The 21,334-nt window shown below is 47.5% G+C and carries 30 protein-coding genes and 1 riboswitch; of the genes, 21 read left to right on the forward strand and 9 right to left on the reverse strand.

Features of this window, described 5'->3' with window-relative positions; translation table 11 throughout:
- Positions 1 to 176: 176 nt before the first annotated feature.
- Positions 177 to 368: a helix-turn-helix transcriptional regulator gene (locus tag KOG47_RS00130; protein ID WP_031421892.1), complete on the forward strand. Its 192-nt coding sequence runs from the start codon at positions 177 to 179 to the stop codon at positions 366 to 368.
- Positions 369 to 371: 3 nt separating this feature from the next.
- The gene (locus tag KOG47_RS00135; RefSeq protein WP_196431414.1) at positions 372 to 839 is read left to right on the forward strand and encodes a hypothetical protein; all 468 of its coding nucleotides are present in this window, start codon (positions 372 to 374) and stop codon (positions 837 to 839) included.
- Between the two features lie 118 nt (positions 840 to 957).
- Here the strand turns inward: KOG47_RS00135 and KOG47_RS00140 are convergent, their stop codons facing one another.
- The gene (locus tag KOG47_RS00140; protein WP_074035393.1) at positions 958 to 1,356 is read right to left on the reverse strand and encodes a VOC family protein; all 399 of its coding nucleotides are present in this window, start codon (positions 1,354 to 1,356) and stop codon (positions 958 to 960) included.
- Positions 1,353 to 1,778, reverse strand: coding sequence for a VOC family protein (locus tag KOG47_RS00145; protein ID WP_074035394.1), 426 nt, complete (start codon positions 1,776 to 1,778; stop codon positions 1,353 to 1,355). The genes KOG47_RS00140 and KOG47_RS00145 overlap by 4 nt, the downstream gene beginning before the upstream one ends.
- Before the next feature lie 116 nt (positions 1,779 to 1,894).
- On the opposite strand from KOG47_RS00145, the gene KOG47_RS00150 reads away from it, so the two are divergent.
- Positions 1,895 to 2,371, forward strand: a complete 477-nt coding sequence (locus KOG47_RS00150; RefSeq protein WP_084543024.1) for a GNAT family N-acetyltransferase — start codon at positions 1,895 to 1,897, stop codon at positions 2,369 to 2,371.
- On the opposite strand, the gene KOG47_RS00155 is transcribed toward KOG47_RS00150, so the two are convergent.
- A complete protein-coding gene (locus KOG47_RS00155) occupies positions 2,366 to 2,629 on the reverse strand; it encodes a hypothetical protein (protein ID WP_012727621.1) in 264 nt (87 codons plus the stop codon). The genes KOG47_RS00150 and KOG47_RS00155 overlap by 6 nt on opposite strands.
- Positions 2,630 to 2,689: 60 nt before the next feature.
- Positions 2,690 to 3,175: an energy coupling factor transporter S component ThiW gene (gene thiW, locus KOG47_RS00160; RefSeq protein WP_047794734.1), complete on the reverse strand. Its 486-nt coding sequence runs from the start codon at positions 3,173 to 3,175 to the stop codon at positions 2,690 to 2,692.
- A gap of 66 nt (positions 3,176 to 3,241) precedes the next feature.
- Positions 3,242 to 3,340: riboswitch (TPP riboswitch) on the reverse strand.
- 39 nt (positions 3,341 to 3,379) lie between these two features.
- Here thiW and KOG47_RS00165 point away from each other — a divergent pair.
- Positions 3,380 to 4,339: a phosphotransferase family protein gene (locus tag KOG47_RS00165; RefSeq protein ID WP_196431413.1), complete on the forward strand. Its 960-nt coding sequence runs from the start codon at positions 3,380 to 3,382 to the stop codon at positions 4,337 to 4,339.
- Here KOG47_RS00165 and KOG47_RS00170 read toward each other — a convergent pair.
- Positions 4,336 to 5,076: a hypothetical protein gene (locus KOG47_RS00170; RefSeq protein ID WP_196431412.1), complete on the reverse strand. Its 741-nt coding sequence runs from the start codon at positions 5,074 to 5,076 to the stop codon at positions 4,336 to 4,338. The two genes, KOG47_RS00165 and KOG47_RS00170, sit on opposite strands and share 4 nt — an antisense overlap.
- A gap of 73 nt (positions 5,077 to 5,149) precedes the next feature.
- The gene (locus tag KOG47_RS00175) at positions 5,150 to 5,842 is read right to left on the reverse strand and encodes a hypothetical protein (protein ID WP_215243561.1); all 693 of its coding nucleotides are present in this window, start codon (positions 5,840 to 5,842) and stop codon (positions 5,150 to 5,152) included.
- A gap of 94 nt (positions 5,843 to 5,936) precedes the next feature.
- On the opposite strand from KOG47_RS00175, the gene KOG47_RS00180 reads away from it, so the two are divergent.
- From KOG47_RS00180 to KOG47_RS00235, 12 genes are all read left to right on the forward strand, one after another.
- Positions 5,937 to 6,857 (forward strand): AAA family ATPase, encoded by a 921-nt coding sequence (locus tag KOG47_RS00180; RefSeq protein WP_215243562.1) that lies wholly within the window; start codon positions 5,937 to 5,939, stop codon positions 6,855 to 6,857.
- Between the two features lie 2 nt (positions 6,858 to 6,859).
- On the forward strand, positions 6,860 to 7,912 hold the full coding sequence (locus KOG47_RS00185) for a DUF58 domain-containing protein (RefSeq protein ID WP_074035404.1): 1,053 nt from the start codon (positions 6,860 to 6,862) through the stop codon (positions 7,910 to 7,912).
- A gap of 62 nt (positions 7,913 to 7,974) precedes the next feature.
- Positions 7,975 to 8,514, forward strand: coding sequence for a ribonuclease FAU-1 family protein (locus KOG47_RS00190; protein WP_031421906.1), 540 nt, complete (start codon positions 7,975 to 7,977; stop codon positions 8,512 to 8,514).
- 49 nt (positions 8,515 to 8,563) lie between these two features.
- Positions 8,564 to 9,694 (forward strand): tetratricopeptide repeat protein, encoded by a 1,131-nt coding sequence (locus tag KOG47_RS00195; protein ID WP_196431410.1) that lies wholly within the window; start codon positions 8,564 to 8,566, stop codon positions 9,692 to 9,694.
- 11 nt (positions 9,695 to 9,705) lie between these two features.
- On the forward strand, positions 9,706 to 10,137 hold the full coding sequence (locus KOG47_RS00200) for a GNAT family N-acetyltransferase (protein WP_215243563.1): 432 nt from the start codon (positions 9,706 to 9,708) through the stop codon (positions 10,135 to 10,137).
- 131 nt (positions 10,138 to 10,268) lie between these two features.
- Entirely contained in the window at positions 10,269 to 10,712 is a 444-nt protein-coding gene (locus tag KOG47_RS00205) for a MarR family winged helix-turn-helix transcriptional regulator (RefSeq protein WP_031421914.1), read from the forward strand.
- A 27-nt stretch (positions 10,713 to 10,739) separates the two neighbouring features.
- A complete protein-coding gene (locus KOG47_RS00210) occupies positions 10,740 to 11,732 on the forward strand; it encodes a ring-cleaving dioxygenase (protein WP_041917956.1) in 993 nt (330 codons plus the stop codon).
- On the forward strand, positions 11,729 to 12,358 hold the full coding sequence (locus tag KOG47_RS00215) for an NADPH-dependent FMN reductase (RefSeq protein WP_374193977.1): 630 nt from the start codon (positions 11,729 to 11,731) through the stop codon (positions 12,356 to 12,358). Before KOG47_RS00210 ends, KOG47_RS00215 begins: the two co-directional genes overlap by 4 nt.
- A gap of 90 nt (positions 12,359 to 12,448) precedes the next feature.
- Positions 12,449 to 12,928, forward strand: coding sequence for a hypothetical protein (locus tag KOG47_RS00220; protein WP_214690352.1), 480 nt, complete (start codon positions 12,449 to 12,451; stop codon positions 12,926 to 12,928).
- A gap of 40 nt (positions 12,929 to 12,968) precedes the next feature.
- Positions 12,969 to 14,036 carry a saccharopine dehydrogenase family protein gene (locus tag KOG47_RS00225; RefSeq protein WP_215243564.1) on the forward strand — a complete coding sequence of 356 codons (1,068 nt, stop codon included), beginning with the start codon at positions 12,969 to 12,971 and terminating at the stop codon, positions 14,034 to 14,036.
- Positions 14,033 to 14,530, forward strand: a complete 498-nt coding sequence (locus KOG47_RS00230; RefSeq protein ID WP_074035410.1) for an NUDIX hydrolase — start codon at positions 14,033 to 14,035, stop codon at positions 14,528 to 14,530. Before KOG47_RS00225 ends, KOG47_RS00230 begins: the two co-directional genes overlap by 4 nt.
- 44 nt (positions 14,531 to 14,574) lie before the next feature.
- A complete protein-coding gene (locus tag KOG47_RS00235; RefSeq protein WP_196431406.1) occupies positions 14,575 to 15,369 on the forward strand; it encodes a GNAT family N-acetyltransferase in 795 nt (264 codons plus the stop codon).
- A gap of 35 nt (positions 15,370 to 15,404) precedes the next feature.
- Here the strand turns inward: KOG47_RS00235 and KOG47_RS00240 are convergent, their stop codons facing one another.
- Positions 15,405 to 16,190 carry an SDR family oxidoreductase gene (locus tag KOG47_RS00240; RefSeq protein ID WP_074035413.1) on the reverse strand — a complete coding sequence of 262 codons (786 nt, stop codon included), beginning with the start codon at positions 16,188 to 16,190 and terminating at the stop codon, positions 15,405 to 15,407.
- Between the two features lie 73 nt (positions 16,191 to 16,263).
- Positions 16,264 to 16,578: a hypothetical protein gene (locus KOG47_RS00245; RefSeq protein WP_196431405.1), complete on the reverse strand. Its 315-nt coding sequence runs from the start codon at positions 16,576 to 16,578 to the stop codon at positions 16,264 to 16,266.
- Between the two features lie 142 nt (positions 16,579 to 16,720).
- Here KOG47_RS00245 and KOG47_RS00250 point away from each other — a divergent pair, with 142 nt between their 5' ends.
- From KOG47_RS00250 to KOG47_RS00260, 3 genes are all read left to right on the forward strand, one after another.
- Positions 16,721 to 17,029, forward strand: coding sequence for a hypothetical protein (locus tag KOG47_RS00250; RefSeq protein WP_031421923.1), 309 nt, complete (start codon positions 16,721 to 16,723; stop codon positions 17,027 to 17,029).
- 63 nt (positions 17,030 to 17,092) lie between these two features.
- Entirely contained in the window at positions 17,093 to 18,097 is a 1,005-nt protein-coding gene (locus tag KOG47_RS00255) for a S66 family peptidase (RefSeq protein WP_215243565.1), read from the forward strand.
- Positions 18,094 to 18,684 (forward strand): NUDIX hydrolase, encoded by a 591-nt coding sequence (locus KOG47_RS00260; RefSeq protein WP_215243566.1) that lies wholly within the window; start codon positions 18,094 to 18,096, stop codon positions 18,682 to 18,684. The genes KOG47_RS00255 and KOG47_RS00260 overlap by 4 nt, the downstream gene beginning before the upstream one ends.
- Here the strand turns inward: KOG47_RS00260 and KOG47_RS00265 are convergent.
- A complete protein-coding gene (locus KOG47_RS00265) occupies positions 18,673 to 19,137 on the reverse strand; it encodes a GNAT family N-acetyltransferase (RefSeq protein WP_214690356.1) in 465 nt (154 codons plus the stop codon). The genes KOG47_RS00260 and KOG47_RS00265 overlap by 12 nt on opposite strands.
- Before the next feature lie 50 nt (positions 19,138 to 19,187).
- Between KOG47_RS00265 and KOG47_RS00270 the strand changes: the two genes are divergently transcribed.
- Positions 19,188 to 19,976 (forward strand): GNAT family N-acetyltransferase, encoded by a 789-nt coding sequence (locus KOG47_RS00270; RefSeq protein WP_214690357.1) that lies wholly within the window; start codon positions 19,188 to 19,190, stop codon positions 19,974 to 19,976.
- Positions 19,977 to 20,324: 348 nt separating this feature from the next.
- Positions 20,325 to 21,308: a M23 family metallopeptidase gene (locus tag KOG47_RS00275; RefSeq protein WP_215243567.1), complete on the forward strand. Its 984-nt coding sequence runs from the start codon at positions 20,325 to 20,327 to the stop codon at positions 21,306 to 21,308.
- The last annotated feature ends 26 nt before the right edge of the window (positions 21,309 to 21,334 follow it).

A 21,334-nucleotide genomic window follows, 5' to 3' on the forward strand; every position in this document is an offset into this window, starting at 1 on the left:
AGTGATCTCCTAACTCAAAATGTAGTTACTGTATCCTTTCCTTTCTTATGAACAGAGAAAACGTAGAAAGTGTGATGGAGATTCATTCGTAATCAAAAATATGTAATATATATATTGCGTTAATGGAATATATATATTACATTTTAGGTATTGCGCAACTAAATTAGGAGACAGACATGGGAAATAGAGTAAAAGAACATCGAGTAGAAAAGAATCTTACTCAAACCGATTTGGCAGAGGCGATCGGTGTGACTAGACAGACAATCGGTTTGATCGAATCGAATAAATATAATCCCTCTTTGAAACTCTGTATTGCCATTGCGAGGGTTCTGGGCGTCACTCTAAATGATTTATTCTGGGAGGAGTAAAAGATGAAAGAATCATGGGTCACAATGTTTTTACCAAATGACGAATATAAAGAAAGGCGGATGTTGTACTTTATAGCCGAGGCTTTCGTTTTGTTCATTGGATTTTTGGGAGTAGTCGTTCTATTGAATAGATTTTCAGGTATATTCAACACTGAGTCTTCATATATTTTATTGAGTGTTATAGCAATTCTAAGTCTCTATGTATGGATTCGTTATATTGTCTCAGGTATGGAGTATGCAAACGTTGTTGAGAAATCTGAATATAAAATGGAACTAAGGAAACTGATTGGTTCTACATCGAAGTTTGCTGTTTTGTTTGCTGGAGTGGCAATAGCATTAAAGGTGACGGGTGTAGTGGTTTACTCTTGGGTGGACTTGTTAGCAATGACACTTCTTTCAAATGGGTTACTTCTGGTCGCACAATTCATTTCACTTCAACGGTCATTTAGAAAAAATCGTGAGCTTTCATGACCGAGGTGATATATTCGTTTTACTTCAAATAGGACATCTATGTCTTTAAGAGTGCATAACAAAACCAGGTCCCATGCAAACATGGACCTGGTTTTGTTGGATAACTGTGAAGCTCTGATTATGTAATCTCGAACGTATCACGCAGTTCAATGATGGTTCCTTCCGGTGCTTTTAATTTACTTAAATGTCCATCGACGACGAAGTAGATGTTGCCACCGTGCTTCGGTAAAAACGTGACGCCGAGTTGTTCGAGTCGTGCGACTTCCGCTTTGAGGTCATCTACATAGAGGGCGAAATGGACGGGACCGGCCGCATGTTTCGAGTAGTCTTGTAACGTTTCATCCGCTTTAGCAGTCTGGAGCTCAATATAAAAATCACCGAGCTTGAGCCAACTGTTGAAGTCACGCGTATGAAAGTTTGGCGACTCCTGGACGAGTTCAAAACCGAGCGCTTCGTAAAATGACTTCGATGCGGCATAATCCGGGGTTTGGATACAGATATGATGGATTTGTTTCATTGGTTGTTTCCTTTCGTTTGCAACTCTTTCACTCGATCACGGTGGAACGGGGAAGTCAATTCTTCTGAGATGAGGCTGATCGTATGTCCATCCGGGTCTCGTACGTCAAAACAGGACATACCACCGAAATCGTGAAGCGGGGTCGCAATTAACCCTGCTTGTTCGAACGATTGATACGCGAGCTGGATGTCTTCACAGATGATATTGAAATAAACATGGGCTTGTCCGGACGCATCCTTAAATGTTGTGGGTTGCGTTGAAGTAGTTTGAATCAATCCGAGTTGAGTTGAGCCATCTGGCAGACAGATTCCGATGCCCCCTTCCCAGCGCCCGATTTCTTGGGCATGAAAATAAGTTGTATACCAGTTCAGAGACTGTTCTACATCTGATACGGGAATAAAGATACTTCCGATTCGGAACATAAGATCCCCTCCTTTTCTATTGTTAGTGTAGCGAATACAAGCCTTCGAAGATACGGGAGAAGAAACTTTTTACGGGAGAAATCGTATGGAAGAGAGAAAATCAATGAGGTGAATGTATGAAAGTAAACGAAATCACGATTCAACCGGTTGATGCAGTCAATCGAGAGGCGGTCATCGCCCTGACAGTGGACGAGAAACAATCTCGATTCATCGAGACGAATGCCGAATCCCTTCGAGAGATGATTGAGGATACGAAATACAATTGGCAGAGCTTTGCATTTTATGAAGGCGAGCGACCGGTTGGCTTCATGATGGTCGGAGCGGAAAACCAGTCAGAACGTTACATGTGGCTCGACCGTTTCATGATTGATCAAAACGAACAGGGGAAAGGCATTGGAACGAAGTGCCTACGCATGGCAGTGGAATTCATCCAGACACAATACGACGTGGATGATATCATCCTCAGTCTCCATCAAGAGAATGAAGTCGCGAAACGATTTTATGCGAAGAACGGCTTTGTCGACAGCGGCTTAATCGATGAATGGAATGGTGAAGCGATTTGGGTCTATCATACAGAAAACCGACCGTCATGAGTCGGTCGGATTCTCGGATGGACTTATTTTTTGCGTGACATTCATAGCTGCCAAGAAGAAGGGGATAGCGGCAAAGAGAAACAAGGTAACGAACCAGTTTTGGAGAAATGGATCGACAAACGATGGTTTTTCCAACCAGCTCCCGGTTGAGATTTCGGCGTACCAACGTATGTAGAGTGCGATGCGTTCGAGCGTATATAAGAGTCCGGACAAAAACAACAAAATACCACCCGCTACAAGTTGATTGAAACGAGACATAAAACCCCTCCTCTGTAGATGTTGTCTATAGTTTACCATTTTCATCCAAAAAGGGAGCTTTTATTTGAGTACGCTCGGTCGCAACTGTTTGACACGCGACAAGACGAGCCAACCGAGAAGCGCGCCCGTCAAACTAGAGGCAAGGAACGCCGGGACAAAGAAAAATGCACCGAACGTCGAACCCATCAACAGTTTTGCGTACGGGACGGCAATCAACGAAGCGATGACGCCGGTCCCGATGATTTCTCCGAGAGCGGCCGCATAGACGCGGTTCGTGCGAACGAAGAAAATGCCGGCAAGAAACGCGCCAATCATGCCACCAGGGAATGCGAGCAGTGATCCTGTACCGGTCATGACGCGAATGAGTCCGGTGACGAAAGCGACGAGAACGGCTCCGATTGGACCGACGGTGACTGCGGCAATCACGTTCACCATATGTTGAATCGGATAAGCGCGGGCGACACCTGTAGGAATCGAGATGAACATCGAACCGACGACGGCGATGGCAACGAGCATCGCCATCCAAGTGAGTTGTTGAATACGCATGAATAGTCTCCTTTCAAAATAAAAACGCCACGTTTCCAGACGGAAAAATGGCGTGGACATACAGAGACGTATTCCAAGCCACTTCCCTACGCTGGTATGAGCCAGATCAGGTTCAAAGGGTCCGGCAAATGCCGTCTCAGCCCGAAGGCTCCCCTAGTGGTCGTTTATTGATTTGAGTATAGCATAAATTGGAAGGGGACGAATATGGAACAACTATCTGTTTTCTGGGAAAACACTGATCTCAAGCATGAGTTTGATCAGTGGATTGATGAATATATTTCGAATGAGACGTGGCATCTAGAAAAAGATACGGATTTGACGTATCTGGTTCATGGCAATGGCGTCTATGCTAAAGCGGTCACTTCAATCAGTCAGAGTGAAGGAATGTTGTCACAATATCTTGCTCATATGTTGCCTGGGCTCGTGCCAGACGTAGTCGCTGTGCATCCGGTTCATCCATGGTTCATCTTGCGAAAAGTTTCCGGTCACCCGTTACGTGATGTACCTGATCAGGAACAGTATGAGGTTGCGCTACGAGAGTATGCCAAATTACAGCAACGAATGAGTGGTGAGACGGAGCAACTTTTAAAAATGGGGGTTCCAGACCGTCGTCCGTCTATGCTCAGGGAGGAAATCGAATCGACGTTCGTTGAGATGAGTCTAAATCTGGAGCGGGTGCAGCGGGAAGAAGTGTTGGCACTAAAACCTGAACTTCTGTCGATGTGTGAAGAACTAGAAAGTGGTATACCGATGAGTCTCGACCACGGCGATTTGCATGGAGGGAATATTTTCTGGGAGCCTGAAAGCAATCAACCGGTGATTCTCGATTGGGGAGATGCGACAATCACACATCCATTCTTTAGCATGCGTGTCTTTTGGAACATCTTGTTCGATTTATTGCCGGAAGAGGACGATACATTATGGATAGAGAAAATCCATGAGTTACGAAAGGTTTATTTGAAAGAATGGAGACACGTCGCGCCAACAGAAATACTCGAGCGTCATATGAAGATTGCGGAGGAATTGGGATGCGTGTATCGGGCCATCTCATGGCACACCTACGTCACAGCACATCGTCGGGACAAAAAAGATTCCAGCGACAAACCGGCACAATGGCTCAAGTTGTTGCTGGAATATCGTAAGTTACAACGTGACACGCATTAACTTTCATTCTTGGCTAACAGGTCCTCATAGTCCTTCTCGTTCCAAAAGAGCGGTGAGATGGATTCGGGGCCTTTTAAAATTTCTCCGTCCTGATCATATACGATGGCATACCCGCTCTCGACATCGAATACGAACAAGTCGGCAGTGACTTCGGTCACGCCGTTCCCGGCAATGATCACGTCATCGATTGGCTCCCGTGCCAGTTCGACGCCCGCTTCATCGAGTTCGACGAGGAGGGCTGACGTGTAGGCATGGCGGTCATAGACCGTTTGGAATTCATCCTGCGTGAGGACGACATCGGTAGGTGGGGCACTTGTACCGAATTTCCGATTTTCAATCTCTTCGACGTATTGAAGGAAGGATTCCTCTTGCCAAAATAGCGGAGCGACCGACTCAGAACCATTGATCACCGTTCCGTCCTGACTATCGAAAATGGTAGCATACGTCCCGTCATCGAGCTTAAATGGGTAAATATCCGCATACGTATGCTCGAGACCGTTGCCGGCGATGATGACCCGTTCGAACGTCTCCCGAAACGGTTTGATTCCTTGTTGTTCAAGGGCAGTAAGGAGCGGTTTCGTTTGTTCGTATTGGTCATAGACGTCTTTAAAGTCCTCACGCGTCCATTCGGTGATGGGTTCATCGGGTGATTCGATTGGGATTGGATTGTCTGCCACCGTATCTGTACAACCCGTGAGTAAAAGTGCACTTAATCCGAATATCGCCCATCGTTTCATGTTTCCATCCCCTTAACTGACATTTTCCACCATTTTATCATTCATGATGAAAAAGCAGAACCTGTGCACATTCTCACTCGGGGTGAGGACGTGTCGCGTAGGTATCGAGTGTTCTCTTGAAGTGAAGTGTATCTTCTTCAGAAATCGTCACACCTGAAGAGGTGCCGTAGCGAACCGCATGATAAACGGACGGGTTCATCGGTAAATCGATGCGTTGGAACCACTCTTGCAATGTCTCATGAGCACGCAATCGCTTGACTGGTACGAGAGATTGGTTGAATGTGATCAGTGCATCGCGAATCGGGACGTTCGTGAACGCTGTGAGCGTCGAAACGGACGAGGCGTTCTTGTGTTGTAGCGATTCTACAAGCGGGTCTATGCTTGAATCATCATCATCTCGTGCGTTCGTCAAATGCCGTTTTCGTTTTCGATAGACATAGAAACTGAAGCAACAGAATGCGATCAAAGCGACGAATAGTCCGAGATTTCGTCGTGTTGATTCTCCAGATCCCGTGATTCTCTCAAAAAAGTGATGTTTTCCTTTTTGAGGATCCAATTCAAACGGGTAATCTGCTTTGGATTCACCAATTAAAATTCCATCATCCTCATCCGATAGGAGATCAGTTGGAAGACTATGACTTTCCTCGACCCGTATCGTTTCCGGGTTATAGAGCCACTCGAATACACTCGTCGCAATCACCATTATCGTAAAGGTGCCGAGGAGTGTGGCGACAATCATGAGAAGAAACTTGTTCGTCCAGCGCAAGAGGGTACCTCCTTTTGAATTTTCAGACTATTTGTTGTTTATCTTACCATAAAAAGGTAAAGTTTGATTAAGACAAAAAAATGGAGGTCGTCATATGGGCATGGAGCAGGTCATCAAACAGTTGAACGAAGTGTATTTAGGAAAAGAGGATGTCGTACGCCTCTGTTGTACGGCGTTACTCGCGGAAGGACATATTCTATTAGAAGATGTGCCAGGCACGGGAAAAACGTTACTTGCCAAAACAATTGCGGCTAGCTTCGACGGGGTGTTTTCCCGGATTCAATTCACGGCCGACTTGTTACCGTCTGATGTGATCGGAGCAGACTATTTCAACATGCAGACGCAGACGTTCGATCATCGCCAAGGACCAATCTTTGCGAACATCGTCTTGATTGATGAAATCAACCGAGCGGTTCCACGAACGCAGTCCGCCTTGCTTGAGGCGATGGAAGAACGACAAGTTTCCATCGGGGGAGAGACATATCCGATGCCGAAACCATTTTTCGTCATCGCGACGCAAAACCCGATTGAATCAGCGGGGACGTTCCCCTTACCGGATGCCCAACTCGATCGCTTCTTGATTTCGATTCCAGTCGGTTATCCTGATGTTGCGGAAGAGAGAGAACTCCTCTTACAAGTGATGCGCCAAACGAGGAAAATCGTAGAGGCGGTTGCGACGTTAGACGAGTTACGCCGTGCTCAGGAGGAAGTGAAGCAAGTATCGATTCAAGATGATGTCCTCGATTACTTACTCGGGCTCGTTCACGCGACCCGGGAACATGCATCCGTCGAGGTCGGTGTCAGTCCACGTGGAGCCATCGCGCTCATGCGAGCGTCTCAAAGTTATGCCTATCTGAACGATCGATTGTACGTCATTCCGGAAGATGTGAAAGCCGTGGCACCTTATGTCTTGTCCCATCGTTTGACGTTGACGCTTGAAGGAGGCATCAAATCGACGAAACAGGACATTATCCGTTACATCTTAGACACCGTCTCTGTGCCGGTAGAGGGCTGAAGATGACCTTCTCGACACATAACGCCCTACAGAAACAATGGATTCCGGTTTATGGATTCGCTGGGGTGATTCTCGTATTCGTCCCGTACATGGAGATTGTCGGATATGCGCTTTGTTTACTTGCGGGCATCGTTTGGTTCTTTGAACGGACACGGAAACAGTTGGAACAAGCTCTTCGGCTTCACATACATAGCCATGAATCACTTCTCTTTGTCGGGGATGAGACGGAGGTACAACTGATTTTAGATGGAAGTGAAGTCGTCGAACGACTCGGGCTTCCGGTTCGTGTTCGGCTGAAATCCAATACAGCGCTCAGTTTTCCAGCCCACGACCGGTCCCCGAATAGTTTGGATTTGACATTACGGACAGATCAGGCTCGTCAGATGCTTCACATTCAAGCCGAATTCCGAGGTCCTGCCTACATCGAAGAATGCATACTTGCTGTGACGCTCCCGTTTCATCTCGGGACGTACTTACTCGAGTGCCCCATCGAGAAGCGGTGGACGGTATTACCGTCCCTTACGTTACACCCACCGGTCGGCACGAAACGTTTAGCGCTTGGTGACCGGCCTTTGACCGCATCACCACTTCGGAATCCACTGCAGGTTCTGGGGTCAAAGCCTTATGAAGGGGAACCGGTAAAAGAGATTGACTGGGTCGCGACGGCAAAACTTGGACGAGTCCAGTCGAAAGTCTTTCAAAAGACATCGCTCGATACGTTCACGTTCGCAGTAGATTTGAGTGGGCCGTCCGGCTACACGTTACATCACGACTTCGAGTCGATCATCAGCCAAGTCGCATATGTGACGACCCGACTCTTAAAAGAAGAGTGTAAAGTCGAGCTGTTCATCAACCGCTTCAACGGGGAAGGGAAGATGGAACATATCTCTCTTCAAGAGGGAGAGCGAGGTTCACGCCTCATCCTCTTGATGCTGGCCGACCTCCATCCCGGGAACCGTTTCATCTCGACAGACGCGTTCGTCCGTATGGTCGAGCGGAAACGCTTGAAGCAAAGTCATCTCGTCTGGTTCAATCAGCATAACCTGTATGACTAACAAGGAACTTTCTTTCTTCTGGCGAACTGTATCATACAGAGATGACCAAAGGGGAGATCCATATGGCAAAACGAAAGTATGCGAATCGACGAGACTGGGAACGGATTTTAAAGAACCGCTACGCGCAAATTCGTGTTCAGACGGAACAATTTTCAGGCGTCGTCGCCTTATTCCAAATCGATGAGGTTCGGGCACCATTATATAAAAAGCATAAAGGGGAAGAATTCATCGTGGCGGATGCCGGGTTTGCTTGGCTCCAATATTTCCCGGACAATGAACCGTTCGGTGTGACAGCGATGATCAATCCGGAAGGCGAAATCGTGCAGTGGTATATCGACCTCGTTGACCGAATCGGCGAAGAAGAGGGTATCCCTTATATGGATGACTTGTTGCTCGATATTCTTGTGTTTCCGAACGGAGATATTGTCAAAAAGGATGAGGATGAGTTTGAAGAGGCGACCAAGAGCGGCGAGCTGACACCTGAACAGGTCGAACGTGGATGGCGTGAATTCGAAGCGACACTCGAACGAATCGAACGTGGAGACTTCATCTACTTTGATTTGGCAAAAGGACATTACGAACAGTTAAAACAAAAGCTATGAGCGAATTCACTCTCTCTGCTACAGTAAGAGCGTAGGAGGGGGAGTTTTTATGAAAAAAATTGAAATTGAGACGTGGGCACGACGTAAGCACTTCGAGTTTTTCAAAGCGTTTGATGCGCCACATTTCAACGTGACGGCAAACGTAGATGTCACGAACCTATATACATATGCAAAGGAGAGCAATCAATCGTTCTTCAAACTCTTTTTATACGGTGCGGTGAGAGCGGCGAACGCGACTCCGGAATTGCGCTATCGTATCCGTGGTGAAGAGGTCGTCGAACACGAGGTGGTCCACCCTTCGTTCACGGTCATGTTAGACGAGGATGTCTTCAACTTTTGTGCGGCTACGTTCTATGAAGATTTACCGACATTCTTACAGGAAGTGACGACGCGGATGGAGCGAGCTGCCGATAAAGTCGTGGTCGGGGATGACGAGCCCGACGACTTACTGTATATCACGAGTGTTCCGTGGGTCACGTTCACGAGTATCATGCACCCGACGCATCAGCAACAACATGACAGCGTGCCGCGCATCGCCTGGGGCAAGTTCGAACGTCAAGGCGAGCGTCTGGTTATGCCGTTATCCGTCCAAGCCCATCATGCACTCGTCGATGGAGTACATATCGGTAAGTATTATGAAACGTTACAAGCATGGTTAGATCAAGAATTCGCACAGGAGGGGACCGACGTGACAGAAGAGAATGAGTTTGATCGAGCCGTTCGTCTCCGTGAGGAGGGACAACTTGAGCAGGCGAAGCAACTGTTCTTGTCGCTCTTGCGGAAAGATGAAAAGAATCCGAGGCTACATGCGTACTGTGCGTGGTGCTATGACTCGCTCGGTGAAGAACGTCAAGCGGTCCCGCATTATGAACGGGCCATCCGACTCGGGTTGACGGGGGAAGAGTTGGCGGAATCATATCTCGGACTCGGCAGTACGTATCGGGCACTCGGACGATACGCAGAGGCGGAACAGTTATTTAAAGAGGCGATTGAGCAATTCCCGAATCACGGGGCGCTCAAGGTATTTCAAGCGATGACCCATTACAACGTCGGTCGCCATGAAGAAGCGACGGGAACATTACTTGAGCTGCTCGCTAGTCCGAAAGCGGACGAGAGCATCGCGCGGTACCGGCGTGCCATCGCATTTTATGCAAGAAACTTAAATGAGACATATGACTAAAGGAGAAAGACATGATTTCACTACGTCCGATCGATGCACAAAATTGGTATACATGCTGTCAATTGGCATTAAGTGACCAACAACAGTCGTATATGGAGCCGAATGCGATTTCGTTACTTCAAGCGATGTACGAACCGACGCTACGCCCGCGCGCAATTTATGAGGACGAGACGATGGTCGGTTTCCTCATGTACAATACAGAGCTTGAAGAGTTGGATGCATGGTGGATTTACCGAATCATGATCGACCATGCTCATCAAGGCAAAGGGATTGGTCGACAGGCGGCAGAGCTGATGCTTGAAGAAATCGGCGAGGGGAAACCGATTGTCGTTGGCTATCACCCCGAGAACGAGGCAGCGCATCACTTATATGAAAGCCTAGGATTTGTTGATGAAGGCCATCGATTCGGTCGCGAAATGGCTGTGATTCGGCGAGGAGAATGAGATGGGAACAACCCGTCTCATTTTTTTGAATCAAATCGATTGACGGAAGAATTGTCGCATGATATATTTATCTCGAATTAAAGATATTTGAATTTAAGTTAATGGCTCTCTTGGACAAAGGAGGGAGACAGATGGAACCATCTGATGCACTAAAAACAATTACTGTGCTGTTACGTGCCTCTCAGTCGTTACAAGACCTGGTGAAGCAGGAAGTGGCGTCTTACGGGTTAAACGCGACCGAGTTCGCCGTACTCGAGTTTTTATATCATAAAGGGGATCAACCGATTCAAGTCATCGGGAAGAAAATTCTCCTCTCGAGCGGAAGCATGACGTACGTCGTGGACCGGTTAGAAGAAAAAGGATATCTCATTCGTAAGGCTTGTCCGAGCGATCGTCGCATCACATACGCTGCGCTGACAGATGACGGAGAGCGTTTGATGCAAGATATTTTCCCTAAGCATACGGAGCATATGAACGCTGTGTTTGAAGGGATGCAATTAAACGAAACGATTGAACAGTTGAAACAAATAGGAAAGCGGGCAGAAGCCGCAAAAAATTTTAATCATGTATCTTGAAATCAAGATATAAAAGGAGAGAGAATGATGAATCATGTTAAAGGAATTCACCACGTCACAGCAATCACGAGTAGTGCCGAAAAAAACTACGATTTCTTCACTCACGTGTTAGGCATGCGTTTGGTGAAAAAAACGGTCAACCAGGACGACATTCAAACGTATCACTTATTCTTTGCGGACGATAAAGGAAACGCAGGGACAGACATGACCTTCTTCGACTTCCCAGGTATCCCGAAAGGTAAGCACGGAACAAATGAAATCGCGAAGACGTCGTTCCGCGTACCGACAGATGAAGCGTTGACGTATTGGGTCCGTCGATTCGACCGTCTCGGTGTCGAGCACGAAGGGATTCAAGAACAGTTCGGGAAGAAGACGCTCTCGTTCATCGACTTTGATGAGCAGGCGTATCAACTCATCTCGGATGAGTTCAACGAAGGCATCGCGTCGGGCGAGCCGTGGAAGAACGGTCCAATCCCGCTTGAATACGCGATTACGGGACTCGGTCCAATCTTTATTCGCATCGCAGATATCACATATTTCAAACAAGTGATGGAGCAAGTGATGCTGTTTAAAGAGATCGGGCGAGAAGGTGATGTGTATCTCTTTGAAGGAGGTGAAGGTGGAAACGGAGCGCAAGTGATCGTCATTCACGACGAGACATCTCCACAAGCGCGTCAAGGGTTCGGTACCGTGCACCATGTCGCATTCCGTGTCGAAGACCGTAGCGTCCTCGATGAATGGACAGCACGTCTCCAACAGTTCGGTTTGCCGACTTCTGGCTACGTCGATCGCTTCTTCTTTGAATCATCCTATGCACGTGTCGCGCCGCAAATTTTGTTCGAATGGGCGACAGATGGACCTGGATTCATGGGAGACGAGCCGTACGAGACGGTCGGTGAGAAGTTGTCACTCCCGCCGTTCCTCGAAGCGAAACGTTCGCAAATCGAGGCGATGGTACGACCAATCGATACGGTCAGAAGCACGAAAACATTTGAGAAAGAATATGAGGGCATGAAATGAGTTTCTTAAATCGCTTGTTTGGAAAATCAGATGCATCACAACATAACCAAGGAGGAACTACTATGTTAAACATCGGAATCGTACTCGGATCAACTCGTGAAGGTCGCGTCAGTCCACAAGTCGGGGAATGGGTGAAAGAACTCGCCGACAAACGTGGCGATGCCAACTATGAAGTCATCGACATCGCAGACTACAACTTGCCACTTCTCGGCGAAGCGGGTCAGGACGCATCTGGCGCAGCGGCCTGGTCGGAGAAAATTGCGCAAATGGACGGATTCATCTTCATCGTCCAAGAGTATAACCATTCCATCTCAGCATCTCTTAAAAACGCACTCGACTACTTACGCGTCGAATGGAACAACAAAGCAGCCGGAATCGTCTCTTACGGTTCTGTTGGTGGAGCACGGGCAACAGAACATTTACGGGGCATTTTGAGTGAATTGTCAATCGCTCACGTACGTGTCCATCCTGCACTCTCACTCTTCACGGACTTCGAGAACGGTACGCATTTCGCTCCGAAAGACGTTCAAGCACAATCGGTAAACGATATGCTCGACCAACTCCTTCCATGGACGGAAGCGATGCAATCGGTCCGTACGAAAGCCGGAGAAGTTGCAAACAATTAACAAATCGCGAAGCCAGCCTGAATTTAGGCTGGTTTTTGTGCGTTTTCAGAACAGGTCGTGTAAAGTTGGAAGGGATTAGGGGGAGTGCAGATGTGGAATCGTAAAATCGTCACAGCATCCATCGCTTCGCCCGTCTATGCGATTCTGTTAGCGTGTGGGGTCACTATGATGGGTGTACGAGAAAATGGAGGAATGAGTGGCGTACTGAATGGCTTCCTTTTGATGACGGTTGCCTATGTAGCGGTCAGTTTTCCGATTATGTTGACCTACGGTGTCGTGACCTCATGGTGCAGTGACTGGTTGGCGAATCGACTCAGTTCGAAACGATTCAGGTGGTTCACTTCGCTTGTTTTACATATACTATTCGGGCTCGTCTTGTCATGGCTCAGTCTTCTCGCAGCGACCTTGTTTTACTTGGTGGATCGTCTACTACAGCATCGGGGAGACATAACAAAACTACAAACAGTGAAAAGTCTGCTCATCCCAATCGGATATTTGCTTATTGTAACGGGAAGTGTGTATATCATCGATGTCATCCAAGATCTTTTCGTTGGATTCAACTTCTTTTAGGGAAACGAACAAGGATACATTAACATAAGGAGGGGTAAAAATGAGATGGATGATTTATGGGGCGAATGGCTATACGGGTGAGCTGATTGCACGACAAGCCGCTCGTGACGGAATGCGTCCGGTTCTTGCCGGACGAAACGCAAGAGCGATTCATCACCTAGGAGATGAACTGGGTTGCGAAACATCGATTTTCGCATTGAGTCGTGAAGCCGCAATCGAGGCGCTTCACGATGTAGATTTAGTCCTTCATTGTGCAGGTCCTTTCACGGATACGAGCCAAGTGATGATCGAGGCATGTCTAGAGACAGGTACGCATTACTTAGATATTACCGGGGAAATCGACGTGTTCGAATATGTCCATTCTAAACAGCGAGCGGCTCAAGCCAAAGAACGTGGTGTGATTTTATGCTCGGGTGTCGGATTTGATGTCATTCCGACCGACTGTGTCGCGCGGAAATTAAAAGAGTTGATACCGGATGCGACAACACTCGCTCTTGGCTTTTCGGCGGCAGCCGGCATCTCACCAGGAACCATGAAGACGGCCGTTCGTGGACTAGGGTCGAGTAGTGTGGAACGTGTGAACGGCAAATTATCATCATTTCCAATTGGGGCAAAGCGGAGAACGATTGATTTTGGTCGCGGAAGCCGTACCGCCATTGCGATTCCGTGGGGAGACGTTTCGACCGCCTACTACACAACGGACATTCCGAATATTACGACTTGGGTTCCTGTACCGACAGCGGCCGCCTATGCTGCTCGCGCTTTGTCATGGTTCAGCCCGATTCTCGGAAAAGAGGCCGTGCAGGAACGATTGCTCCGTTATGTCGACGAAAACGTATCGGGACCAGACGAGGCTGTACGTGAAAAATCATCGACGTACGTATGGGGCGAAGCAACGAATGAGGAAGGACGAAAAGTAGTCGTCCGTATTCAAACGGCAAGTACGTATGCCTTCACTGTTTACGGGGCGCTCGCCGTCGTCAAGCGGTTGCTCGGTTCGGGTGGGATGCTTGCCGGAAGCTTTACACCAGCCATGCTATTCGGATCTCACTTTATCGAAGAGATTCAAGGTTCCTCTTCGTTCGTGATTGATGAGATTCGTCCATGAATCGAGAAGTATGGGATTTACTCGACGAAAACCGGCAACCGCTCGGTCGAACGCACTTTCGTGGGGATGAATTAGAGCCGCATACGTTTCACACGGTCATCGAAGTGTTCACGTTCAATCCGGATGGGAGATTATTGCTGTCGAAGCGTCATCCGGATAAGACGTATCCGCTTCTTTGGGAAGGAACGGGCGGCTCGATTTTGGCTGGAGAAACGAGTCGACAAGGTGCGGTCCGTGAGCTAAAAGAAGAGTTGGGACTATATGTATTGCCTGAGCAACTCCGGTTCGTGACAACGATTAAGCGGGGCACATATTTCTTGGATATGTATTGTCTCGTGTGCGAGAAACCAATCGACTTCGAACAACTGTCACTGCAAGCAGATGAAGTCGTCGATGTGACGTTACAAGAATGGGAGACGGTCCTTGAGTGTGTAGAACTTGTTCCTTCTGTCCGGGAACGGCTGATTCAATACGGTCATCTCATCCGACCGTGAACATATGCTACACTCAACATGGAATATACAAGGGAGGGAAGAGCGTGAAACGTTTAGAATTGGCAAGGCGTATCGAACGCATCAAAGCAGAGGGGACGTCTGCTTACATTCGACATCGTAAACAAACCCCTCCCTATGAAGGTGCGGAACTACACGTAGAAGGAAAAGGGCATGTGTTCAAAATGGGAAATATGAGTTTTGCGGTCGGATTTGGATTGAATCGGCCGACAAGCTTTTACGACCTGCATCAAATGGAAAAATGGGTACGCGGGAAAAATGTCTCGCGTCTACATATTGAGGTTTGTCCATTAGCGGAAGACTCCTTGCTCCGCTTATTGCAAGAACGTAACTACACGCTCGATCATTTTTTGGACGTATGGACGTTGGATTTGACACAGCATGCCTCCACATCTGTACCGACTCAGGTCGAAAAAGTGAAGGATGAGACACTCCATGAGTGGGCATACGCCGTTGCGGCTGGATTCGCCGAGTCGGGCACAATCCTTCAAGAGACGGTCGATACAGCCAAAGGCTTTTACGCACTACCGAGTAATCATGCTTATCTCGTGCGAGAAGAGGATGCTGTCGTAGCGGGTGGGATTTTAGCCACGCAAGACGGGATTGGAGAGTTGTTTCTGACGAGCACCGTTCCGACGTATCGGCAAAAAGGGTACCAGACACAACTTATTTTGGAACGAATTGCCGAAGCGAAAGCACTTGGATGCAATCTGTTGACGGTTACGACGAAAGTCGATTCGGCGTCTGGTCGCAATATGGAACGGCTTGGATTTCAGCCGTTCTATCAAAAAGCGGTCATGAAAAGTCCAATCCTTAAATAAGCAGGTCGCCTCGGGTGAGGTGACCTGCTTTTCGATTACAAGAGCGATTCAGCCCCATCGACGTATACTTCAGAGCCGGTCACGTGGCTCGACATGTTGCTCGCGAAAAATAAGACGACATCGGCGACTTGTTTCGCGGAGCCCGATTTTCCGGCAAGCGGTTGATTCCCAAGTGGATATTCGATTGGAATAACGACTTCTTCGAGCAACGCATCGTCTCGATTGGTCGAATCGTCAATATTCGTATCGATGGCCCCGGGACAGATGGAATTGACACGAATCCCGAATTGAGCGAGTTCCGCAGCAGCCATTTTCGCAAAGCCGGTTTGACCTGCTTTCGTCGTCGCGTAGCCACTGAATCCGAAATTTTTAAAATAGCGGTTCCCGTTAATCGATGAAGTGATAATGATACTACCGCCATTCTCTTTCAAATGGGGAATAGCATGTTTGACGGTCAAAAAGGTTCCCGTGAGGTTCGTCTCCACCACTCCATTCCAATCATCCAATGATAAATGTTCGATCGGTGTGATGGTCCCGTTTCGACCGGCGTTAGCGAAGACGATATCGAGTTGACCAAATCGTTCCATTGTCCGTTCGTAGGCCTCTTTCATTGCAGATTCATCTGACACATCTGCACTGATGCCGATGGCGCGTTCTTCCCCGACAAGGCTTGCGAGACGCATCGCATCTTCTTCATTCAAATCGACAATGGCGACTTTCGCTCCGGCTTGAATGAAGCGGATGACCGCGGCACGTCCGATTCCGGAGGCTGCCCCGGTCACAAAAGCTACTTTTCCAGATAGTAATTTATTTGAAATCAATCCGATCACTCCTTTTTATGATTCTGTTCTCATATTCCACAGTTCTGGAAAAGTTACGCTTCATTTCAAAAAATCATGGAGCGTTGACTTCGATGGTGCGTGCGATGTTCAAATTCGAATCCGTCGGGATGACCTCGATTGTCACCAGTTGTCCGCTCTGTAACCCTTGTACGCTATTGACGATGCCGGTGACTTCGGTTTGATCATTGATCAAGACGACGCGCAATGTGACTTCTTCCGAGGATCCGGTAGATTCAATCAATATTTGGGGGATATCGACTCGTTCAATCTGTCCCTCGACTAAGTTGTCATTCCACGTGCTCATCCAATAAACGGCGACTAAAAAAAGACCGAGAAAGATTAAGGCAAAGGTTAATCGTGAACGCATGCACACCTCACTCCTTTGTTGTCCCGTTTCGCATCTTGTCTAATTTACCTTTACCCGGAAATTCTCTCATTACTTGAAAAAATAGTAGGAATCACAAGAAAAATGGGGAATAGAAAGGAAAACGAAAAGGTGAGGTGTGGGCATGTGGATGATGGTTGGTGCGCTAGGATTGGTTGCTTGTGTATGGATCGCGTTCGGTTGGTTCACCATTGGTAATGCAAAGCGACGAGTATGGGGAGGTCTTTTTTCACTCAGTATGACTTGTCTGTTTGCACCGCTCTTCCTCGTGAAACTTGGAGAACAGTATGGATTTGTTGGGATTCAAGTAGGGTTGACCGCTTTATTCGGCGTACTCGCAGGTGCATTTTTCTTTGTTGCACTCGGATGGACAGGACGCCCGGCGAAAGTTCGAAAAGTGAGAACGTTATCAGAAGACCCTGATTTATTTTGAAGCATGACTTACCACTCCTACGGTATAATGCGGTCATAATGATGTTGTGAGGGAGTGGGGATCATGATTAAACCGCCAATGTTGCAAGTGGGGGATACGATAGGGATCATTACGCCTTCTTTTCCGGCACCTGTTCAGTTTGAGGGGCGTTACCAACGTGGGGTTGAACAGCTCAAGCGGATGGGATTCAAGGTGAAAGAGGGCACGTGTACATATAAAACAGAAGGATATCGGTCCTCGTCCATTCGGGATCGTGCTGACGAACTAAACGCATTTTTACATGATCCTGAAGTGAAAGCCATCATCAGTACAATCGGTGGAACAAATTCGAACTCGGTGTTACCATATATCGATTATGAACAACTCCGACGTCATCCTAAAATCATCATGGGATATAGTGATGTCACGGCAATCTTGATGGCCTGTTATGCCAAAACGGACGTCGTCACATTTTACGGTCCGGCAATCGTCCCCTCATTTGGTGAATACGGAGGGATGTTCGAGACGGGGGAGCAATATGTCAAAGACATTCTCTGTTTAGAACGAACGGCTCCGTTTCAGTTACATATCCCTGATGAATGGACGGAAGAGATGCTCGATTGGTCGACACAACAACGTGTCAAGACGTTCCAACCGAATGAAGGATGGATTTCTCTGAAGGATGGAAAGGCACAAGGAACGTTGATTGGCGGGAATCTGAACACGATGTCTGGGTTCTTCAAGTCGGATTATTATCCCGATTTGAAAGGCGCGATTCTATTCCTAGAAGACTCGTTTAAGACGATGGCTGAAGAAGAACGTTCGCTTAGTATGCTGAAGCTGGCGGGTGTGTTTGATGAGATTTCGGGTCTGATTATCGGGAAGCACGAGCATTTTCAAAATCAATCAGCTCCCTTCTCATTCAACGACTTGTTGCTTGAAATCATCGGAGAAAAAGATTTTCCGATTTTGACGAATGTCGATATCGGTCACACGTTTCCATCACACGTTTTCCCGATTGGCATTCAAGTTGAGTTAGATACGACGAATGGGGTTATCCGATTTTTAGAAGATGGGGTGTCGGAATGAAGGAGCACCTCACTATTTTTGACGAGAATCACCGGAAAATAGGGGAGAAGGAGCGAAATCAAGTTCATGTTGACGGGGATTGGCATGAGACGTTCCACTGCTGGTTCTGGAAAGAAGACCTCATCTATCTTCAGCGGAGGAGCATGGAGAAACAGGATTTTCCCGGGAAATATGATATTACGGCAGCGGGACACCTTGCAACAGATGAGACAATAGCGAATGGCGTTCGTGAAATTGAAGAAGAGCTCGGACTGTCATTGACGTTCGAACAGCTCACCTTTATGGGAATCTTTGAAGACGTGATTGAACTGGACGAGTTTCTTGATCGCGAGTTTGCACATACGTATTGCTATGTCTATCAAGGTGAGCCGATTCATTTTGACGACCAGGAAGTGATGGATGTCGTAGCTGTTCAAAGAAATGAACTGAGGTCGCTGACAGAAGGATGCATGTGTACGATTGAAGGATGCTCTCTTATGACGAATCATCTTGTTCAAATCACGCAAGCCGATTTAGTTCCGCATCGTCAGACTTACTGGCAAAACATATTTGAGAGTTTGACACGAATGGATGCCTCAAATCGTTAAGGAAAGAATACGTTGTTCGCCAATCGGTCCACCGATTCGACGTCCGGTATCGCTCCACCCAACGTTCGTATAAAGGGAGAAAGCGGCTTCGTTTTTAAGATTGACCGACAGGACGATTTCACGAATGTGAGGGAAGTGTTGCTTTACGAACTGCGGAAGTGCTTGGAGTGCAGCTTTAGCGTAGCCTTTCCCCTGGTCCTCATGGTTAATGGCAAAGGCGGAGAAGAGCAAGGCATTCGACTCGGTTGTATAGGAAGCAACGCGTTCGTTGTCATGCAGTAAGAACATCCCAACTGGTTTTGACGCGACGATGACAATCGGATAAATGCGATCGGGCAATGGGTCATCCATGTCTTTGGGCAGGGTCGTATACTTTTCTTGGTCCGTCGGTAGTGCGAACGTATTGAGAATCGATTGATGCGTATCATTTCGATATTCGAGCGTAATTTTCATAAGGGGTCTCCTTCGGGCTTTATTGATTTTCATTCAGAAAGGGGAATTATATGTCGACACAGTTTACATACCGTCAAAATCCACCATTACAAGATTTATACCGCGCGTTTATGAGCGGTTTTTCTGATTATATTATTCCGTTTCAATTTGATGAGCAGACGTTCGAAGATGTTTTTCTTGTTCGTGATCAAAATCAGCCGTCCCGTTCCATTGTAGCCTATGATGGTGAAGAACCTGTCGGTGTCGTGTTAACCGGGATTGCACATCTTGATTCAGGATGGCAGACACGTTGTGGTGGACTTGCTGTCGCCCCACATGTCCGAAAAGCAGGAGTCGCGACCGAATTGATGAGACGATTTGAAGAGGCGGCAGTAGGCACTCGTTTACTCGAAGTCATTCAAGGCAATGATGCGGCAGTGTCTCTCTATGAACGACTAGGTTACGAAACGACTCGAGAAATCCTCTACTTCCAAGCGGTGTCATTAGAAACGAACGCAGACATGACGTATGAACCGATTCAAACGTTATTTGATGAGTTGTATCCGGCGGCGAGTCACGTTCCGATTTGGCAACGCGATGTGCGCGTGACCCAACAAGCTGCTGAGTTAGTGAAAGTCGTAGAAGGGAATCGAATAGGATTTTTGTTATACCGCGATCACGTCTTGCTCGATGTTTTTGGACAAGCAGAAGAAGCGGAATGGCTATTGCGGGCGGCCGCGAGCCGATCGCCACTTCATGTCACGTTGACATCAGACCGTCCTGAATGGGTCGAAGCGGCACGACGATTGGGATTTGTCCAAGACGAGATTGCCCAATTTGAAATGGTGAAGGACGCTTGATGAAGCGGTTGTTGGTCATCTGTATCATTGCGCTGATTAGTGGAAATACCGCGACCCTGATTGCGCTGACAACAAATCTTTCACCCGACCTGTCGCGAGGTATACTAGTAGTTAGTGTGAGTGTAACACTCCTTTCCATCGGTGGTATCGTCTGGGTGGGATACTATACAAAAAAACGCTAGTGAAATCCTTGTGAAGTGACACTTGAAAATATCACATCATGCTGTCATGTATGACATGAAAATGAAAAACTTCATATATTGAAATTTTTAACCCCCAGTGGTATATTCGCACATGTAGCTTTTTTGAAGCTCATGAATGTATTAATTTGGAGGGTTTATTATATATATGTGGAAACAACTCATCATGACAGCGGGTGTTGGTGTTCTCTTATTCCAAGGACAAACCGCATCTGCCGACAACATGTCCCCGCAAGACCTCGTTCAAACGGAAAAGTCATTGCAACAAACGAAGCAGCAGGTTAAAGATACGAAACAATCCATTCACGCCATTCAAACGAAGTTGAAGCAAGTCAATCATAAGGCGGAGGCGTTGCGAGATAAAATTGAAGGAACTTCTAAAGAATTAGAAGAAGTGGAGGAGTCACTCGTTCCTGCAGAACAGTCGCTCTTCGCAAAAGTCGTTTCTTCGGTGTTGCCGAGTGCGAAAGCGGAAGCCGCTGAAGCGGAAGAAGCACATCAAGAGCTTGTTGAAAAGAAAAACCAAGTAAATGAAGCATTGGAGCAACTGAAAGAAGAACAAGAGCAAATTGAAGCGACACGTCAAGACGTGAAAGCGTCGTATGACGAAAAGTCGAAACAATATAAGAAACAAACGAATCAGTTGAGTGATTTGAAGAAACAGTATGAAGCGATGGCACCCGATCGGTTCTTAATGCCGGCGGAAGGTCGCCTCTCTCAAGGTTTCGGTTCGGCGAGTGGACAGTTCGGATACACATTCCATAACGGTCTCGATATTGCTGCCAAAACAGGCACACCTGTATACGCCGCGGAAGCTGGAAAGGTGACAAAAGTCAGCTCGAGTGGACCTTATGGGAACCACATACAAATCGAACACAACGTAGACGGTCAAAAATGGACGACCGTGTATGCACACTTGCACAAAGTGGATGTCAAGACAGGTCAGTCGGTACGCCAAGGTGAACCGATTGGTCAAATCGGAAACACGGGCAACTCGTCAGGTCCGCACTTACACTTTGAGATTCATAAAGGGGACTACAATTTCTCGGCTAGTTCAGCTGGGAATTCCGTCGACCCGATGAAACTGGCAGAGCGCCTCGGTGGTGCTTCTCCGGTAAAAGCCACGTTTTAAGCAGACAGATGCCCTGAGCCTCTCGA

The sequence above is a fragment of the Exiguobacterium sp. s121 genome, from assembly GCF_018617245.1.
In the GTDB taxonomy this organism is placed as follows: Bacteria; Bacillota; Bacilli; order Exiguobacteriales; family Exiguobacteriaceae; genus Exiguobacterium; species Exiguobacterium profundum.

Coding starts and splice junctions, on each gene's coding strand:
- KOG47_RS00145 (WP_074035394.1), bottom strand. CDS start 1,778: ATGTTCCGAATCGGAAGTATCTTTATTCCCGTATCAGATGTAGAACAG.
- KOG47_RS00150 (WP_084543024.1), top strand. CDS start 1,895: ATGAAAGTAAACGAAATCACGATTCAACCGGTTGATGCAGTCAATCGA.
- KOG47_RS00205 (WP_031421914.1), top strand. CDS start 10,269: ATGGAACCATCTGATGCACTAAAAACAATTACTGTGCTGTTACGTGCC.
- KOG47_RS00165 (WP_196431413.1), top strand. CDS start 3,380: ATGGAACAACTATCTGTTTTCTGGGAAAACACTGATCTCAAGCATGAG.
- KOG47_RS00275 (WP_215243567.1), top strand. CDS start 20,325: ATGTGGAAACAACTCATCATGACAGCGGGTGTTGGTGTTCTCTTATTC.
- KOG47_RS00250 (WP_031421923.1), top strand. CDS start 16,721: ATGTGGATGATGGTTGGTGCGCTAGGATTGGTTGCTTGTGTATGGATC.
- KOG47_RS00215 (WP_374193977.1), top strand. CDS start 11,729: ATGAGTTTCTTAAATCGCTTGTTTGGAAAATCAGATGCATCACAACAT.
- KOG47_RS00220 (WP_214690352.1), top strand. CDS start 12,449: ATGTGGAATCGTAAAATCGTCACAGCATCCATCGCTTCGCCCGTCTAT.
- KOG47_RS00140 (WP_074035393.1), bottom strand. CDS start 1,356: ATGAAACAAATCCATCATATCTGTATCCAAACCCCGGATTATGCCGCA.
- KOG47_RS00195 (WP_196431410.1), top strand. CDS start 8,564: ATGAAAAAAATTGAAATTGAGACGTGGGCACGACGTAAGCACTTCGAG.
- KOG47_RS00180 (WP_215243562.1), top strand. CDS start 5,937: ATGGGCATGGAGCAGGTCATCAAACAGTTGAACGAAGTGTATTTAGGA.
- KOG47_RS00265 (WP_214690356.1), bottom strand. CDS start 19,137: ATGAAAATTACGCTCGAATATCGAAATGATACGCATCAATCGATTCTC.
- KOG47_RS00230 (WP_074035410.1), top strand. CDS start 14,033: ATGAATCGAGAAGTATGGGATTTACTCGACGAAAACCGGCAACCGCTC.
- KOG47_RS00190 (WP_031421906.1), top strand. CDS start 7,975: ATGGCAAAACGAAAGTATGCGAATCGACGAGACTGGGAACGGATTTTA.
- KOG47_RS00170 (WP_196431412.1), bottom strand. CDS start 5,076: ATGAAACGATGGGCGATATTCGGATTAAGTGCACTTTTACTCACGGGT.
- KOG47_RS00245 (WP_196431405.1), bottom strand. CDS start 16,578: ATGCGTTCACGATTAACCTTTGCCTTAATCTTTCTCGGTCTTTTTTTA.
- KOG47_RS00135 (WP_196431414.1), top strand. CDS start 372: ATGAAAGAATCATGGGTCACAATGTTTTTACCAAATGACGAATATAAA.
- KOG47_RS00130 (WP_031421892.1), top strand. CDS start 177: ATGGGAAATAGAGTAAAAGAACATCGAGTAGAAAAGAATCTTACTCAA.
- KOG47_RS00185 (WP_074035404.1), top strand. CDS start 6,860: ATGACCTTCTCGACACATAACGCCCTACAGAAACAATGGATTCCGGTT.
- KOG47_RS00260 (WP_215243566.1), top strand. CDS start 18,094: ATGAAGGAGCACCTCACTATTTTTGACGAGAATCACCGGAAAATAGGG.
- KOG47_RS00155 (WP_012727621.1), bottom strand. CDS start 2,629: ATGTCTCGTTTCAATCAACTTGTAGCGGGTGGTATTTTGTTGTTTTTG.
- KOG47_RS00225 (WP_215243564.1), top strand. CDS start 12,969: ATGAGATGGATGATTTATGGGGCGAATGGCTATACGGGTGAGCTGATT.
- KOG47_RS00200 (WP_215243563.1), top strand. CDS start 9,706: ATGATTTCACTACGTCCGATCGATGCACAAAATTGGTATACATGCTGT.
- thiW (WP_047794734.1), bottom strand. CDS start 3,175: ATGCGTATTCAACAACTCACTTGGATGGCGATGCTCGTTGCCATCGCC.
- KOG47_RS00255 (WP_215243565.1), top strand. CDS start 17,093: ATGATTAAACCGCCAATGTTGCAAGTGGGGGATACGATAGGGATCATT.
- KOG47_RS00270 (WP_214690357.1), top strand. CDS start 19,188: ATGTCGACACAGTTTACATACCGTCAAAATCCACCATTACAAGATTTA.
- KOG47_RS00210 (WP_041917956.1), top strand. CDS start 10,740: ATGAATCATGTTAAAGGAATTCACCACGTCACAGCAATCACGAGTAGT.